This window comes from Chryseobacterium sp. LAM-KRS1, from assembly GCF_013184525.1.
Lineage (GTDB): Bacteria > Bacteroidota > Bacteroidia > Flavobacteriales > Weeksellaceae > Chryseobacterium > Chryseobacterium proteolyticum.
Window position 1 is genome coordinate 24,028 of sequence record NZ_JAAOIZ010000004.1, and the last position, 15,016, is coordinate 39,043.

Genomic DNA, 15,016 nt, shown 5'->3' on the forward strand with positions numbered 1-15,016 from the left:
TTTAAAATATATTATTAGGAGGGACATTTGCAAAAGTATAAGTTTTTTTTATTTTACCTAAACATTTTATTGATTTTAAAATAAACTTACGGGGTAAAAGTTTTGAACTAATACTTAAAAAATTAAATTTGCAAACTTGATTTTTTAATGAGATGCATCGTTTTTTTATATTTTTATACTATTTAATCTCCAAAAACAGAGTTCTATCTGCATTATTTGCAGTGGGAATTGCTTTGGTTTGCCTGTTTTTTGCATCAAAAATAAATTTCGAGGAAGACATCAATCAGATCATTCCTAAAAGTGAAAAATCTGATCTTACTGCAAAAATTCTTAAACAACTTAATTTTTCAGATAAGATCATCGTCATCATTGAGAATAAATCTTCGGAGGATAATTTTCAGCTTTCTGAAACCGCCAATACTTTTCTGGAAAAAATTTCTCCTTTACAAAAGTATATCGGAGCGATTCAGGGAAAGGTAAATGACAGTGAAATTTCCGAGACTTTTGATTTTGTAAATCAAAACCTCCCTTTGTTTTTAGATGAAAATGACTATAAAGAAATCAACAGGAAGATTCAGAAAGACAGCATTGCAAAACAGGTAGAAAACAATTACATCTCTCTTGCTTCTCCAACAAGCCTGGTTACAAAAGAATTTATAAAAAAAGATCCCCTCGGAATTACTTTTTTAGGCATTAAAAAATTGAATGCACTTAATGTCAGCAAAGATTTTAAGCTGGAGGATAATTTTATTGTAACGAAAGACGGAAAAAATCTATTACTTTTTATTGATCCTAAAAACAAAAGTAACGACACTAAAAACAATGAATTTTTTGTAGACCAGCTCAACAAAATAAAGGATGATCTTAATAAAGAATTTAAAGGAAAAACAGAAATCAGCTACTTTGGTTCACCCGTAATTGCGGTTGCAAATGCTGAACAGATAAAAAAGGACATTCAGAATACAGTAATGATTTCCATGACTGTACTGCTGATCCTGCTTATTTATTATTTCAGGAATTTCTTCACTCCGATTATTGTTTTTCTTCCTACGGTATTTTCTGTTCTGCTGGCACTGCTTATCTTATATTTTATTAAGGATAAGATCTCAGCAATTTCATTAAGTGTCGGAGCAATCCTTATCGGAATTACAATAGATTATGCCTTGCATATTCTTACACACTATAAACACAATAATAATATTGAAGAACTCTATAAAGAAATTACCCAACCTATTATTTTAAGCAGTGCTACCACTGCGGTTTCTTTTTTATGTCTCGTCTTCGTAAGATCGGAAGCCTTAAAGGATCTGGGACTATTTGCTTCACTAACCGTAATGCTTTCTTCCATTTCAGCCCTGATTATCGTTCCCCAACTATACCACCCTAAAGAAAAAGGGGAAAAAGCAAGCACAAATTTTATTGACAGGATCGGCTTTTATCCCTATGAAAAGAACAAACCCCTAATTATAGGATGCTCCCTGGTCATTATTGCCTGCTTATTTGGATTCAGGCACGTGGGTTTTAATGAAGACATTGGAGATCTAAATTACATTCCAAAGGATCTGAAAATAAGCGAAGCAAAATTACAGAAGCTTTCAGATATTACTTCAAAATCAATCTACACCATTTCCTATGGTAATTCTGAAGAAGAAGCATTAACCCGAAACACCCAACTGAACCAATTTCTGGAAAAAGAAAAAAAGGAAGGAAAAATCCTGAGCTATAATTCTCTGGGCAATGTAGTCCTGTCTGAAAAGGATCAGCAAAAAAAGATTGAAAACTGGAAAAAATTCTGGAACGACCCAAAGAAAAATCAAACGGTTTCAGAATTGGTAAGCAATGGAAACAAATTTGGATTTAATAGTTCAGCTTTTAAGCAATTTACAGAACTTTTAAACAAAAACTACTCCACCCGCAGCATTGAGGATTATGAAAAAATAAAAGCATTACAGGTATCTGAATTTTTAAGCAATGAAAAAGGATTTTATACTATTTCCAATATTATAAAAGTGGATGAAACTAAAAGAGATGCCTTTATCAGAGATGTAGAAAAAAAGCAGGATGTTCTTGCTATTGACCGCCAGCAAATGAATGAGAATTTTCTGGGATTATTGAAAAGAGATTTCAACACCCTGATCAATTATTCACTACTCGCCATCATCCTTACTATTATTGTCTTTTTCAGAAATTTTGAACTCACTGTCCTTACCATGTTCCCTATTGTATTAACAGGAGTGGTTACAGCCGGCATTCTTTATTTCTTAGGGCTGGAACTCAATATTTTCAGTACTGTAGTCTGTACCCTCATCTTTGGAGTCGGAGACGATTTCAGCATCTTTCTGACAAAGGCTATGCAAAAAGAACATACTACAGGTAAAAATGAACTTCCCACTTACAGGATCTCAATCATTTTAGCTGTTTTCACCACTATTTTATCGATCGGCTCATTGATTTTTGCCAAGCATCCAGCATTACACTCTTTGGCACTGGTGGCTTTAATAGGAATGTTTTCGGTTATTATCATTACTTCTACTTTGTATCCGTTCTGGTTCAGACTTTTAATTATTAACAGAGCAAAAAAGGGACTTTCTCCTATTACTTTTAGATTATTCCTTCACTCCGTGGTATCGTTTGCCTACTATGGGCTGGGAGGATTTCTTTTTTCCTTGTTTGGAGCTTTTTTTGTTAAAAATGCCAGGGGAAATACACTCAGGTATATCAAAATATTCATTGCCCGGTTTTTAACTTCTGTTTTATATAGTAATCCATTTGTAAAAAAGACGGTGATAAAAAATCCTGAAGAAGATTTAAGTAAACCTGCTATTATTATTGCCAATCATACTTCATTCCTGGATACACTGGCTCTAGCAATGACCAATTACAAGATTGTATATCTTGTAAATGATTGGGTGTATAACTCACCTATTTTTGGAAAACTTGTAAAGGCATTAGGTTTTTATCCGGTTTCCCAAGGTATTGAAAACGGAATTGACAAACTAAAAGAAAAGGTACAACAAGGATATTCGCTGGTGGTTTTTCCGGAAGCAGAACGTTCTTATACGAATGATATTAAAAGATTTCATAAAGGAGCTTTCTACCTTTCTGAGCAATTGAATCTGGATATTTTACCCGTGTATATTCATGGCAACTCGGAAGTATTGCCAAAAGGAGACTTTATCATTTATGATGGGAGCATTACGGTAAAAGTAGGAGATCGTATCCTTCAAAATGATGAGAGTTTTGGGTCCACGTATTCTGAACGAACAAAAAAAATAAACGCTTATTTCAGAGAAGAGTTTTCAAAGCTAAGAGAAGAGCTGGAGAATGAGGATTACTTTAAAAAGAAGCTGTTTCTGAGCTTTTTGTATAAGGAAAATGAGATTGTAAAACAGGTTAAAGAAGATTTCAGGATCAATAAGTCTGCTTACTTTGAATTGAACAAGCATATTCCTAAAGACGCAACGCTTCTTCATATTGCAGATGACTACGGCCAGATCGACATCCTACTTTCTCTTCAACAGGCAAGCCGCAAGATATTCAGTTTGATTCCGGATATTGAAAAAAGAGAAATCGCTGATCATAATTATCTCGTTAAAAAAAGAAAAATAAACTATATATCCACAATTTCAGAGATTAATAAAAAGGTTGGTATACTTTTAGTTTCCAGTGATAACTATGCTTTAAACAGTATTGACCAGCTTCCTGATGTTATTATCTTCTTCAATATTAAAAACTTATTGTTTCAAAACGACGAATATAATTTATATTTTAGTTCAGAATCAATTAAAATCTATAAGAGATAACAGATAAATTATAAAATTATATTTTTGTAAACAATAAAAATTTCCATGCAGAAGAACATACTTGTCTTATACTATACACAAACGGGCCAATTAGAGGATATTGTAAAGAATATTGCCCAGCCTTTTGAGGATAAAAAGGACGAATATAATGTCACCTATTATAGCATTAAGCTTAAGGAAGACTTCCCTTTTCCATGGCCAGGTGATGTTTTTTTCAATACATTCCCGGAGTCTTATTTACAGATACCAAGAGAAATACTTCCTCCGCCAGAAGAAGTATTGAATAAGAAATTCGATCTTATTATTTTCGGGTACCAGGTTTGGTACTTAACTCCCTCAATTCCAATTATCTCTTTCTTAAAAAGCGGTTATGCGGAAAACATTTTAAAAGACACTCCTGTTGTTACTGTTTCAGGGACCCGAAATATGTGGATGCTTTCGCAGGAAAAGCTTAAGGTATATTTAAAAAACTTAAATGCAAAACTGGTCGGAAACATTGCATTGGTAGACAGACATGACAATTATACCAGTGTATTGACTATTTTGCGCTGGTTGACAACTGGAAAAAAAGAAAAATCGGGAATGCTTCCGGCAGCAGGAATTTCCGATGAAGAGATTGCCGGAGCCGGAAAATACGGTAACATCATCAAAAGGCATTTCGATAATAACCACTATGATAATCTGCAACCTGAACTGGTAAAAAACGGAGCTGTAGAAATCAGACCTTTTTTAGTAAGGGTGGAAAAAGTAGGGAACAAAATCTTTACTGTATGGTCTAACCTTATTATCAGGAAAAAAGAAAAGCGACCAATGCTTATCAAATTCTTTAAGGTATATTTGATGGCAGCGATATGGATTATTTCCCCTATTGTTTTAGTTTTTCACATATTGTTGGCACCTCTTTTGAGATCTAAAAGAATGAAAGAAAAAAAATATTTACAAGGAATAAATTTAAAATAAGAGATGAACGACGTATTTATAACCAAAGCTTCAACATACTTACCCAATGATCCGGTTTCTAATGATGAGATGGAAAGCTATCTTGGCTTGGTCAATGACACCCCCTCTAAAGCAAGAGCTTTGATCTTAAGAAATAATCAGATTAAAACAAGATATTACGCTTTAGATAAAAACAGCCAACCTACCCATACCAATGCTCAGATCACAGCAAGAGCTGTAGAAGGGTTGTTTGATGAAAATTTCACGAAAGATGATATTCAGTTATTATCTTGTGGAACTACTTCTGCAGATCAGATTCAGCCTTCTCATGCTTCGATGGTTCATGGAGAGCTGAATGTGGGAAAATCTATAGAAATCAATACCTCAACAGGGCTTTGTAATTCAGGAATGAATGCCTTTAATTATGGTTTTCTTTCTGTAAAAGCCGGTGTACGTGATAATGCGGTTTGTGTAGGTTCTGAGAGATTTTCGGCCTGGATGACAGCAGATAAATTCAATCACGAAGCAGAAAACCTGAAACTACTGGAGGAAAGACCTATTATTGCTTTTAAAAGAGAATTTTTAAGATGGATGCTTTCCGATGGTGCAGGTGCTTTATTATTAGAAAACAAACCAAGGGAAAACAGCATTTCTTTAAAAGTAGAATTCATCGATTTCTATTCTTATGCACATGAAATTGAAGCTTGTATGTATTCCGGCTGTGAAAAGCAAGAGGACGGAAGCTTAAAATCATGGGCAGATTATCCATCTGATGAATGGCTGAAGCAGTCTCTTTTTGCATTAAAGCAGGATACAAAGCTTCTGGATCAATATATATTAGTAAAAGGGGCAGAAAGTTTAAGAGCTTCTTTCGACAAGCACCAGCTAGACCCTGAAAAAATAGATCACGTCCTGGCACATATTTCATCCGGTTACTTTAAAAATGGGCTTAAGGAAGAATTTGCCAAAAAAGGAATGGATTTCCCATGGGAAAAATGGTATTATAACCTTTCCGAAGTAGGAAATATTGGAGCTGGCTCTATTTTCATTGCTTTAGAAGAACTGATGAATTCAGGAAAACTGAAAAAGGGAGAAAAAGTACTTCTTTGTGTTCCTGAAAGTGGAAGGTTTGCTTACTCCTGTGCATTATTAACGGTTTGCTAATGGAAATCAATCTGCCAACATCTGATAAAAGTTTTGTGGAAAGTTTAATTCCACAGAGGTTTCCTTTTGTCATGGTGAATGAATTAACTGAATACTCTGAGAATCATTTGGTCTCGGGTTTTACGATAAAAGAAGACAATATCTTCTTGCAGGATGGAATCTTCCAGGCATCGGGATTGATCGAACATCAGGCTCAAAGCGTAGCTTTGCATACAGGCTATAAGTATTACCTTTTAGGTAAAGAAGCTCCAACGGGTTATATAGGAGCCATCAAATCTTTTGACGCGGAATCTTTACCCAAACTTGGAGATGAGCTAAAAACAGAAGTGGCAATCCTCAACGAAGTAATGGGAGTTACATTAGTTAACTGTATTACGAAACTGAACGGACTAACTATCGCAAGCTCTCAAATGAAAACTGTTGTAAAATAATAGTAATGAAAATTAAGGAAGACAATATCATCAATATCCATAACTTTTTACCTCATCGGGAACCGATGCTTATGGTGGATTATATTCTGGAATTAACAGAAGAAAATGTGATCACTTCCTTTCTGATAACAGCAGATAATATTTTTGTTCATAACAATGAACTTGTAGAAGCAGGGTTAATCGAAAATTCCGCACAAACATGCTCTTCTATTGTAGGCCAGAGTTTTTTTGAAGGGCCCGAAATAGAAACAAAAGTGATCGGATTCATTACCAATATTAAAAAAATCGACGTCTTTTCATTACCGAAAGTGGATGATACGATCATTTCGAAGGCATCGCTTATTTCCAAATATGAGAATATATGCAATATCTTCTGCGAAACTTTTAATAATGATGAATTATTGATAAGAGCTGAAATCAATCTGTTTATTCAAAAACTATCATAATAAAAACAGACTATGAAAAAGCAGGATCTTCCACAGGACGAAAGTAATCTGAAATCAGCGAACATGACCGAAGTGGTATATGTTACCGATGAAAATGACAATTATACAACAGCAAACAGTATTGGCTGGGAAGCCAAAAAGCTTGCCCTTGACGAATCCATGGCTCTTATTAATGAGAGAATAGAAGAAGCCCGGCAAAACGTTGCTGCTCAGACCGTAAGTCCCATCATTTATTTCATGGAATTAAATAAAATGGATATGGCTGTCCTTTCTGCATATGTCGGAATGTGGCAGTGGCGGATAAAAAGACATACCAAACCAAAAGTATTTAGAACACTAAGCGATACTGTGCTGAAAAAATATGCTGATGCATTTGGGATCACAGTAGAAGAATTAAAAAATTTCAATGGAAGATAATAAGATAAAGTACATAATTGATACTGATTCTATCTTCCCTGAAATAAAAAAATATAAGGATGAAATTGAATTTTGAACACCACCAAACCGCTCATTGCGAAAACGGTGTTGCCTCTAATTTATTACTCTATAAAGGTATAAAATTAAGCGAACCTATGATTTTCGGAATAGGTTCGGGGTTATTTTTTGTGTATCTGCCTTTTCTAAAAGTAAACTTTGCACCGGGCTTTAGCTATCGTCCGATGCCAGGTGCCATTTTCAGCAAAGCAGCAAAAAGATTGGGTATTAAAATTAAAAGACAAAAATTCTCAAATCCTAAAGATGCCCAGGTAGCATTAGAAAAAAACTTAGAGAACAATATCCCTACAGGACTTCAGGTCGGGGTTTTTAACCTTACGTATTTCCCGGAAGAATATAAATTTCATTTTAATGCGCATAATCTTGTCGTTTACGGAAAGGAAGACGGAAGGTTTCTGATCAGTGACCCTGTAATGGATTACGTAACCACATTATCTGAGGCTGAACTCGAAAAAGTAAGATATGCAAAGGGAGCATTACCGCCAAAAGGCCACATGTATTATCCCGTTTATATCCCTGAAAACATCCATTTGGAAGAAGCCATAAAAAAAGGGATTAAAGACACCTGTAAAAATATGCTTGCTCCCGTGCCTCTCATAGGAGTAAAAGCCATGAGATGGGTCGCGAAAAGTATTCCCAAATGGGCCGAGAAAAAAGGAACGAAAGTGACCAACCATTATTTGGGGCAATTAATAAGAATGCAGGAAGAAATAGGAACCGGTGGTGGCGGATTCAGATTTATTTACGGAGCTTTTTTACAAGAAGCAGCAGAAATTCTTAAGAATGATCAATTAAGGGAGTTGTCAAAAGAAATTACAGCCATAGGTGATCTATGGAGAGACTTCGCTGTGGATATTGCACGAGTTTATAAAAACAGGAATTCAAAAAGCAATATTTATCAGGAACTTTCGAAATCAATGCTTCATATAGCAGATCTGGAAGAAGCTTTCTATAAAAAACTAAGAAAAGCAATCTGATATGGCAGAGCATATTATTGAAATTAAAAATCTTTATAAAAAATACAAGAACTCTGATGAGTTTTCTGTCAATGATATTTCTTTAAATATCGACAAAAACGAAATCTATGGAATTCTTGGGCCAAACGGTGCGGGAAAAACGACCCTCATTTCCATGCTTTCGGGACTGATCAAGCCCACTTCCGGTCAGTTTACCATTAATGGTCTTTCACCACAGAAAAACAGTTTTAAAATAAAGCAGATTATTGGAATAGTTCCTCAGGAATATGCTCTTTATCCTACCCTTACTGCAAAAGAGAATTTGTTATTCTTTGGAAGCTTATATGGGCTCAAGCATAAAGCACTTCATAAAAGCATTGATGAATCCCTTGAAATTATGGGATTATCAAAATTTGCCAATAAAAAGGTAGAACAATTTTCAGGAGGTATGAAACGTCGTTGTAATCTTATTGCAGGAACACTTCACAATCCTAAAGTCCTTTTCCTGGATGAACCTACCGTAGGAGTAGATGTACAATCCAAAAAAGTGATCATTGATTTCCTTCAGGAACTCAATAAAAACGGAACCTGTATTATTTATACCTCCCACCATCTTTCAGAAGCCGAGGAATTTTGTACAAAAATTGCCATTATCGACAGAGGGAAGATCCATGCTACAGGGACCCCGGAGGAGCTTGTTGCACAGATAGCTTCCGCCGAAAATCTGGAAGACGTTTTCATTTCATTAACCGGAAAAGAACTAAGAGATGTTGTTGTATAAATTGTGGAGAAGTTTTATTAAAGAAATCCTTTTATTAAAAAGGGATATCGGAGGGATCGTTATTATTTTTGTGATGCCTTTGCTGCTTATCGTTACGATCACATTGATTCAGGATTCGACTTTTAAAAATCTGGAAGGATCCAAAATACCAATCATTTTTATCGATAAGGACAAGTCTGACGTTTCTCAAAATATAAAAAAGGAACTGGAAAACAGCAAAACATTTCAGCTTCTGACCCATTATAACGAAAAGTCCGCCCGGGACGCCGTTTTTTCAGGCGAATATCAGATGGCTATTGTCATTCCTGAAGACTTAACTAAAAACCTGAATTCCAATATAGAATCCAAAGTTCAGACGATCGTAAGTTCTTTCGGACTGGAAACTGACTCCGCAGCTGTAAAAAAAACAGCTCCAAAGACAAAAGATATTCATTTATATTTTGATCCTGCAACCAATGCTGGCTTCAAAAACTCCGTGATGAATTCTGTGAATAAAATGATCTTTGAGATTGAAAATAAAAAAATTTACAAAGCTTTCCAGGATCAGCTCGGAACAACAGAAAACCTGGAGGAAAACAAGAATCTCATCAGCTTTAAAGAGATCACTCCATCGAAAGGCAATGTGGAGATAATCCCGAATTCTGTTCAGCATAACGTTCCTGCATGGACATTATTTGCTATCTTTTTCATTGTAGTCCCTCTTTCTATCAATCTGGTTAAAGAAAAAAGCCAGGGCACCAGTGTTAGAGCCAGAGTGAGTCCAACACCTTATTATATTCATATTCTTGGTAAAACATGTACTTATCTAATCATCTGTATGATTCAGTTTTTACTGATGGTTGCTGTAGGTATATACCTTTTTCCATACATGAATCTTCCGGCTTTCGATGTGTCGGGAAAAATGTTCCACCTTATTGTGGTTACTTTATTTGCCGGGCTTGCCGCTATTGGGTTTGGGGTTTTATTGGGAACCATTGCAGATACTCAGGAACAATCTGCACCTTTTGGCGCAACATCTGTTGTTGTATTGGCTGCTATTGGTGGAATCTGGGTTCCCGTGTTCCTGATGCCTGAATTTATGCAGCATATGGCCAAGTTCTCACCTATGAACTGGGGACTTAATGCGTATTACGATATTATTTTAAGAAACAGTGGAATCACCGATATAGCGAAAGAGCTTATTTTATTATTTTTATTTTATATCGCTATGGTCACAATTTCTATTTTTTACGAAAGGAAAAAAAATGCAGTCTAAAGAAAAAAATATTACCTTTTCTGAACAAGTCAGAGTAAGATTCAATGAAACAGATCCTTTGGGAATTGTCTGGCATGGTCATTATATTGTCTATTTTGAAGACGGAAGGGAAGCTTTTGGAAGAGAGCACGGACTTTCGTATCTCGACATCCAGAATGCCGGTTACCTTACTCCTATTGTAAAAAGCACATGCGAGCATTTTCTTCCCTTAAAATACGGAGAAACCTTCAGAATAGAAACTACTTTTGTGAATTCGGTTGCGGCAAAACTGATCTTTACTTATGAAATATTCAATCAGGATAATAAACTGGTTTGCAAAGGCGAGACCATTCAGGTATTTTTAGATAATGACGGAAATTTATGCCTCTATAATCCCGACTTCTTTCAGAAATGGAAAGATAAAATGAAATTGTCATGATGAAGGAGATTTACATAACTGATTATAACTGCGTCACTCCGCTGGGTATGGACCTCAACGACAATTGGCATGCTCTGTTGCAAAACCAGTCCGGAGTTGCTCAGCATTCAATTTTAGAGAACCAGGAAGCAGTATATGCTTCAATGGTGGATACGGAAAAATTAAATACGGAATTCAACAGCCATTTTCCCCACCAGAATTTCACCCGATTGGAAAAAATGTTCCTGTTGTGCTTAAAACCTTTAATAGAAAGGCACGACATTACTACAGAAACAGCTTTTATATTATCTACCACAAAGGGAAATGTGAGCTTACTAAAGAATCAATCTTCTTTACCAGAGGGGGCATTTCTTTCTGTCCTGGCACAAAAGATCGCTGATTTTTTTGGATTTAAATCAAAGCCCATTGTTGTTTCTAACGCCTGTGTTTCAGGAGTGATGGCTATTGGCGTAGCTAAAAACCTGATTCAATCGGGAAATTATAAAGATGCTTTTGTCATTGCAGGTGATGAAATCACGGAGTTTGTTATCTCCGGTTTTAACTCTTTTCAGGCTCTGGCAACAGAACCTTGCCAGCCTTATGATAAAAACCGAAACGGAATTAATATCGGAGAGGCTACGGCAGCGGTATATCTAACTGCCGGGACAATTTCAACCGATCAGTTTAGGTTTAAAATTCTCGGAGATTCTGCTATTAATGATGCTAACCATATTTCAGGTCCCTCAAGAACAGGAGACGGACTGTATAAAAGTATCAGGAATGCCATGGCAGAAGCTAAAGTAGCTGTCACTGATATTGATTTTATCTCTGCACACGGAACAGCAACCCTGTATAATGATGAAATGGAAGCTATTGCTTTTAACAGAATGGAGCTTCAACATGTCCCGTTGAATAGTATGAAGGGGTTTTACGGACATTGTCTTGGTGCATCGGGATTATTAGAAAGTATCATTTCAATGGAAAGCGCTTTGCACAATACCCTTCTTCCCTCCAAAAACTTTAAAGAGATGGGTGTCTCCCAACCTCTGCATATCATAAAAGAACAGCAACACTCAGAAATTAAATATATTTTAAAAACCGCTTCTGGTTTTGGAGGATGTAATGCTGCAATTGTTTTAGAAAAATGTTAAACCGGATAAGATGAAGAAAACAGCTGTTTGCACTATAGAAAATTCTACAATTACCATGAACGGGAATATAGTCTTCTCAAATCAGGAAACAACATTTCAGGAGTTTGCTAAAGAAGCCTACAAGAACCTTGATCTTAATTATCCTAAGTTCCATAAAATGGATCCGCTAAGCAAACTTGCTTTTTTAGCCGCAGAAATGCTTCTGAAAGATCAGGATAACAGCAAAACTGCTTTGGTTTTTGCCAATAAATCATCAAGTCTGGATACGGACTTTAAATATCAAGAAAGTATCAATTCCAACGAGAATTATTTTCCCAGCCCTGCGGTCTTTGTGTATACATTGCCTAACATTTGTGTAGGAGAAATAAGCATCCGACATAAAATGCAGACTGAAAATGCTTTTTTCGTTTTAGACGAATTTGATGAAAATTTTTTAAACAATTATGCCCAGCAATTACTGAAGTCCGGAAAAGCAGAAAATGTATTGTGTGGCTGGGTGGAACTATATCAGGAAAGTTATAAAGCTTTTGTATATTTGCTCGCATTATAAAATATCATTGGTAATCTGGCACATTGTTATAGGGTTACCTTAAAATAATAATTATGGAAGATTTAAAATTAGAATTAAAACACAAAATTATAGAAGTTCTTAACCTTGAAGATGTAGCTGTTGAGGAAATCAAAGACACAGACCCGTTATTTGGTGGTGGTTTAGGATTAGACTCTATTGATGCGTTAGAACTGATTGTTCTTCTGGATAAGGATTATGGAATAAAATTAGCTGATCCAAAGAAAGGAAAAGAAATTTTTCAATCTATCGATACGATGGCAAAATTCATCGAAGAAAACAGAACAAAATAATTAATGGGTCATAAAATTGCCATAACAGGAATGGGCATCATTTCTTCCGTTGGCAACAACGTGGAAGAAAATTTTATTTCGCTGACAACAGGCCGGCATGGCATTTCGGACATCCAAATGTTTGAAACCCGCCATGCAGGACACATTAAAACAGGTGAAATAAAACAGTCTAATGAAGAACTTGTACAACACCTTCAGCTGAATGAAGACAACAATGTTACAAGAACCTCTTTATTGGGAATGATTGCTGCAAAAGAAGCTGTAGAAAATGCAGGAATTTCCGATATCAATGCCTTCAGAACAGGCCTGATTTCCTCGACAAGTGTCGGAGGAATGGATATTACTGAAAAGTATTTCTACAACTATGAAGACTTTCCTGAAAAGCAAAAATATATTGACGCTCATGATGCAGGAAACTCCTCTTTAGCCATTGCAGATTATCTGGGCTTAATAGGAATGGTATCAACAATAAGTACCGCATGTTCATCGGCAGCGAATGCGATCATGATGGGAGCTAAGCTTATTAAAAATGGGGTGCTGGATCGTGTGATCGTAGGCGGAACAGATTCTTTATCCAAATTTACACTCAATGGGTTTAATACCTTAATGATCCTAACCGATTCTTACAATACTCCTTTCGACCAGAACAGAAAAGGATTGAATCTAGGTGAAGCAGCAGCTTTTCTGGTGCTGGAGTCTGATGAAGTTGTAAAAAAAGAGAATAAAAAGGTTCTTGCCTATCTTTCAGGTTATGGAAATGCTAATGATGCCCATCATCAAACCGCGTCGTCTGAAAACGGACAAGGTGCTTATCTTGCGATGCAGCAAGCATTAAAGGTTTCCGGAATCGACAAAGAGGACATTAACTACATCAATGTTCATGGAACAGCCACTCCCAATAATGACTTGTCGGAAGGAATTGCAATGATCCGTATTTTCGGAGAAGGAAATGTTCCCGAATTCAGTTCCACCAAAGCTTTTACAGGGCATACATTAGCCGCTGCAGCAGGAATAGAAGCAGTTTATTCCATTTTAGCCATTCAGCACGGCATTATATTTCCGAATTTGAATTTTAAAACTCCTATGGAAGAATTCAACCTGGTTCCGGTTACTGAACTTAGGAAAAAGAATATCAACCATGTCTTATCCAACTCATTTGGATTCGGAGGAAACTGTTCAACCCTAATTTTCTCCAAGCCATGAGTTCAGTGTATATCAATGGGGCTTCATGTATTTCGGTACAGGATACATTAGCTGAAGATTTTTTTGGTCAGTTCAAACCTGAAAACTCTGTACCAATTGTAAAAGCAATAGAACCGGCATATAAAGAATTCATTCCCGCAGCAATGATCAGGAGGATGTCTAAAACGGTAAAAATGAGCTCTGTCGCATCTCACTACGCCTTGAAAGAGGCTGGAATAGAAAAACCGGATGCCATTATTGTAGGAACCGGAATGGGCTGTTCTCAGGATTCTGAAAAATTCTTAAAAAATGTAATCGACAATCAGGAGGAATTTTTAACTCCAACTTATTTTATTCAGTCGACGCACAATACCGTAGCCGGCCAGATTGCTTTGGCTCTACAATGCCACGCTTATAATTTTACTTATGTCAATACTTCTTCAGCTCTAGAGTTTTCCTTACTGGATGCCAAACTTCAGCTTACCGATGATGAGGCTGAAAATATACTTGTTGGCTCTACGGATGAACAGACCGAAAGAACAATGGAACTTTACCAGCTCCGCCACATCATTAAAAAAACCGAACATTTTCCTGTTGATTTTTTAACATCAACAACAAAAGGTGTACTATGGGGTGAAGGTTCAAGCTTTTTTGTCATTGGAAAAAATAAGACGGAAAATTCTTATGCCCAGATCAGGGACGTTCAAATAACCAATAAACTTGAACAGCAGGAAACCGAAAGATTTATTGAAGCTTTTCTCGTGAAGAATAATCTTTCTTTTACCGATATTGATGCCGTAATTTTAGGATTCAGTGGCGATCAGGAATCGGATACGTATTATAAAACAGCAATGAACCTGTTTCCTGAATCAGCATTGCTATATTATAAACATTTAAGCGGAGAATACAATACGGCAAGTGGTTTTTCAACATTTATGGCATGTCATATTCTGAAAAATCAACAAATCCCGGAGATCATGATGATCAATTCTATAAAAAAGAATGCGATTAAAAATGTGCTTTTGTACAATCATCTTTTAGGAAATGATCATAGTTTGGTATTGTTAGAAAAGGTATGATAGGATAAAAGGACGGAATTTTTAATCTTTACATTTCAAAATCGTTAAATTGTAAGCGGGTAACACCTAGTATGTT

General features: G+C 36.0%; 15 protein-coding genes. All 15 read left to right on the forward strand.

Annotated elements, in window-relative coordinates; translation table 11 throughout:
• Positions 1-152: 152 nt before the first annotated feature.
• Genes G9C87_RS11140 through G9C87_RS11210 form a run of 15 tightly spaced genes read left to right on the forward strand, consistent with a single transcriptional unit; the run spans position 153 to position 14,940 of the window.
• Positions 153-3,803: an MMPL family transporter gene (locus tag G9C87_RS11140; RefSeq protein WP_172281095.1), complete on the forward strand. Its 3,651-nt coding sequence runs from the start codon at positions 153-155 to the stop codon at positions 3,801-3,803.
• Between the two features lie 45 nt (positions 3,804-3,848).
• A complete protein-coding gene (locus tag G9C87_RS11145; protein WP_172281097.1) occupies positions 3,849-4,763 on the forward strand; it encodes a dialkylrecorsinol condensing enzyme DarA in 915 nt (304 codons plus the stop codon).
• A 3-nt stretch (positions 4,764-4,766) separates the two neighbouring features.
• Complete coding sequence (locus tag G9C87_RS11150; protein WP_172281099.1) at positions 4,767-5,906, forward strand: beta-ketoacyl-ACP synthase III; 1,140 nt, start codon at positions 4,767-4,769, stop codon at positions 5,904-5,906.
• On the forward strand, positions 5,906-6,337 hold the full coding sequence (locus G9C87_RS11155) for a hypothetical protein (protein WP_172281101.1): 432 nt from the start codon (positions 5,906-5,908) through the stop codon (positions 6,335-6,337). Before G9C87_RS11150 ends, G9C87_RS11155 begins: the two co-directional genes overlap by 1 nt.
• A gap of 5 nt (positions 6,338-6,342) precedes the next feature.
• Positions 6,343-6,783 (forward strand): ABC transporter permease, encoded by a 441-nt coding sequence (locus tag G9C87_RS11160; protein WP_172281103.1) that lies wholly within the window; start codon positions 6,343-6,345, stop codon positions 6,781-6,783.
• Between the two features lie 12 nt (positions 6,784-6,795).
• Entirely contained in the window at positions 6,796-7,200 is a 405-nt protein-coding gene (locus G9C87_RS11165) for a hypothetical protein (RefSeq protein WP_172281105.1), read from the forward strand.
• A 59-nt stretch (positions 7,201-7,259) separates the two neighbouring features.
• Positions 7,260-8,255 carry a BtrH N-terminal domain-containing protein gene (locus G9C87_RS11170; protein ID WP_172281107.1) on the forward strand — a complete coding sequence of 332 codons (996 nt, stop codon included), beginning with the start codon at positions 7,260-7,262 and terminating at the stop codon, positions 8,253-8,255.
• A 1-nt stretch (position 8,256) separates the two neighbouring features.
• Positions 8,257-9,015, forward strand: a complete 759-nt coding sequence (locus G9C87_RS11175; protein ID WP_172281109.1) for an ABC transporter ATP-binding protein — start codon at positions 8,257-8,259, stop codon at positions 9,013-9,015.
• Positions 9,002-10,270, forward strand: a complete 1,269-nt coding sequence (locus G9C87_RS11180) for an ABC transporter permease (protein ID WP_172281111.1) — start codon at positions 9,002-9,004, stop codon at positions 10,268-10,270. The genes G9C87_RS11175 and G9C87_RS11180 overlap by 14 nt, the downstream gene beginning before the upstream one ends.
• Complete coding sequence (locus G9C87_RS11185) at positions 10,260-10,688, forward strand: acyl-CoA thioesterase (protein WP_172281113.1); 429 nt, start codon at positions 10,260-10,262, stop codon at positions 10,686-10,688. Before G9C87_RS11180 ends, G9C87_RS11185 begins: the two co-directional genes overlap by 11 nt.
• Positions 10,685-11,818, forward strand: a complete 1,134-nt coding sequence (locus G9C87_RS11190) for a beta-ketoacyl synthase N-terminal-like domain-containing protein (protein WP_172281115.1) — start codon at positions 10,685-10,687, stop codon at positions 11,816-11,818. Before G9C87_RS11185 ends, G9C87_RS11190 begins: the two co-directional genes overlap by 4 nt.
• Positions 11,819-11,828: 10 nt before the next feature.
• Positions 11,829-12,368: a 3-oxoacyl-ACP synthase gene (locus tag G9C87_RS11195; RefSeq protein ID WP_172281117.1), complete on the forward strand. Its 540-nt coding sequence runs from the start codon at positions 11,829-11,831 to the stop codon at positions 12,366-12,368.
• Between the two features lie 53 nt (positions 12,369-12,421).
• Positions 12,422-12,679 carry a phosphopantetheine-binding protein gene (locus tag G9C87_RS11200; RefSeq protein WP_172281119.1) on the forward strand — a complete coding sequence of 86 codons (258 nt, stop codon included), beginning with the start codon at positions 12,422-12,424 and terminating at the stop codon, positions 12,677-12,679.
• Positions 12,680-12,682: 3 nt separating this feature from the next.
• Positions 12,683-13,882, forward strand: a complete 1,200-nt coding sequence (locus G9C87_RS11205; protein WP_172281121.1) for a beta-ketoacyl-[acyl-carrier-protein] synthase family protein — start codon at positions 12,683-12,685, stop codon at positions 13,880-13,882.
• Positions 13,879-14,940: a beta-ketoacyl synthase chain length factor gene (locus tag G9C87_RS11210; RefSeq protein ID WP_172281123.1), complete on the forward strand. Its 1,062-nt coding sequence runs from the start codon at positions 13,879-13,881 to the stop codon at positions 14,938-14,940. The genes G9C87_RS11205 and G9C87_RS11210 overlap by 4 nt, the downstream gene beginning before the upstream one ends.
• Positions 14,941-15,016 lie beyond the last annotated feature (76 nt).

Excerpts from the sequence above, each read along its gene's own strand:
- G9C87_RS11140 (WP_172281095.1), top strand. The coding sequence starts at position 153 with ATGCATCGTTTTTTTATATTTTTATACTATTTAATCTCCAAAAACAGA.
- G9C87_RS11145 (WP_172281097.1), top strand. The coding sequence starts at position 3,849 with ATGCAGAAGAACATACTTGTCTTATACTATACACAAACGGGCCAATTA.
- G9C87_RS11150 (WP_172281099.1), top strand. The coding sequence starts at position 4,767 with ATGAACGACGTATTTATAACCAAAGCTTCAACATACTTACCCAATGAT.
- G9C87_RS11155 (WP_172281101.1), top strand. The coding sequence starts at position 5,906 with ATGGAAATCAATCTGCCAACATCTGATAAAAGTTTTGTGGAAAGTTTA.
- G9C87_RS11160 (WP_172281103.1), top strand. The coding sequence starts at position 6,343 with ATGAAAATTAAGGAAGACAATATCATCAATATCCATAACTTTTTACCT.
- G9C87_RS11165 (WP_172281105.1), top strand. The coding sequence starts at position 6,796 with ATGAAAAAGCAGGATCTTCCACAGGACGAAAGTAATCTGAAATCAGCG.
- G9C87_RS11170 (WP_172281107.1), top strand. The coding sequence starts at position 7,260 with ATGAAATTGAATTTTGAACACCACCAAACCGCTCATTGCGAAAACGGT.
- G9C87_RS11175 (WP_172281109.1), top strand. The coding sequence starts at position 8,257 with ATGGCAGAGCATATTATTGAAATTAAAAATCTTTATAAAAAATACAAG.
- G9C87_RS11180 (WP_172281111.1), top strand. The coding sequence starts at position 9,002 with ATGTTGTTGTATAAATTGTGGAGAAGTTTTATTAAAGAAATCCTTTTA.
- G9C87_RS11185 (WP_172281113.1), top strand. The coding sequence starts at position 10,260 with ATGCAGTCTAAAGAAAAAAATATTACCTTTTCTGAACAAGTCAGAGTA.
- G9C87_RS11190 (WP_172281115.1), top strand. The coding sequence starts at position 10,685 with ATGATGAAGGAGATTTACATAACTGATTATAACTGCGTCACTCCGCTG.
- G9C87_RS11195 (WP_172281117.1), top strand. The coding sequence starts at position 11,829 with ATGAAGAAAACAGCTGTTTGCACTATAGAAAATTCTACAATTACCATG.
- G9C87_RS11200 (WP_172281119.1), top strand. The coding sequence starts at position 12,422 with ATGGAAGATTTAAAATTAGAATTAAAACACAAAATTATAGAAGTTCTT.
- G9C87_RS11205 (WP_172281121.1), top strand. The coding sequence starts at position 12,683 with ATGGGTCATAAAATTGCCATAACAGGAATGGGCATCATTTCTTCCGTT.
- G9C87_RS11210 (WP_172281123.1), top strand. The coding sequence starts at position 13,879 with ATGAGTTCAGTGTATATCAATGGGGCTTCATGTATTTCGGTACAGGAT.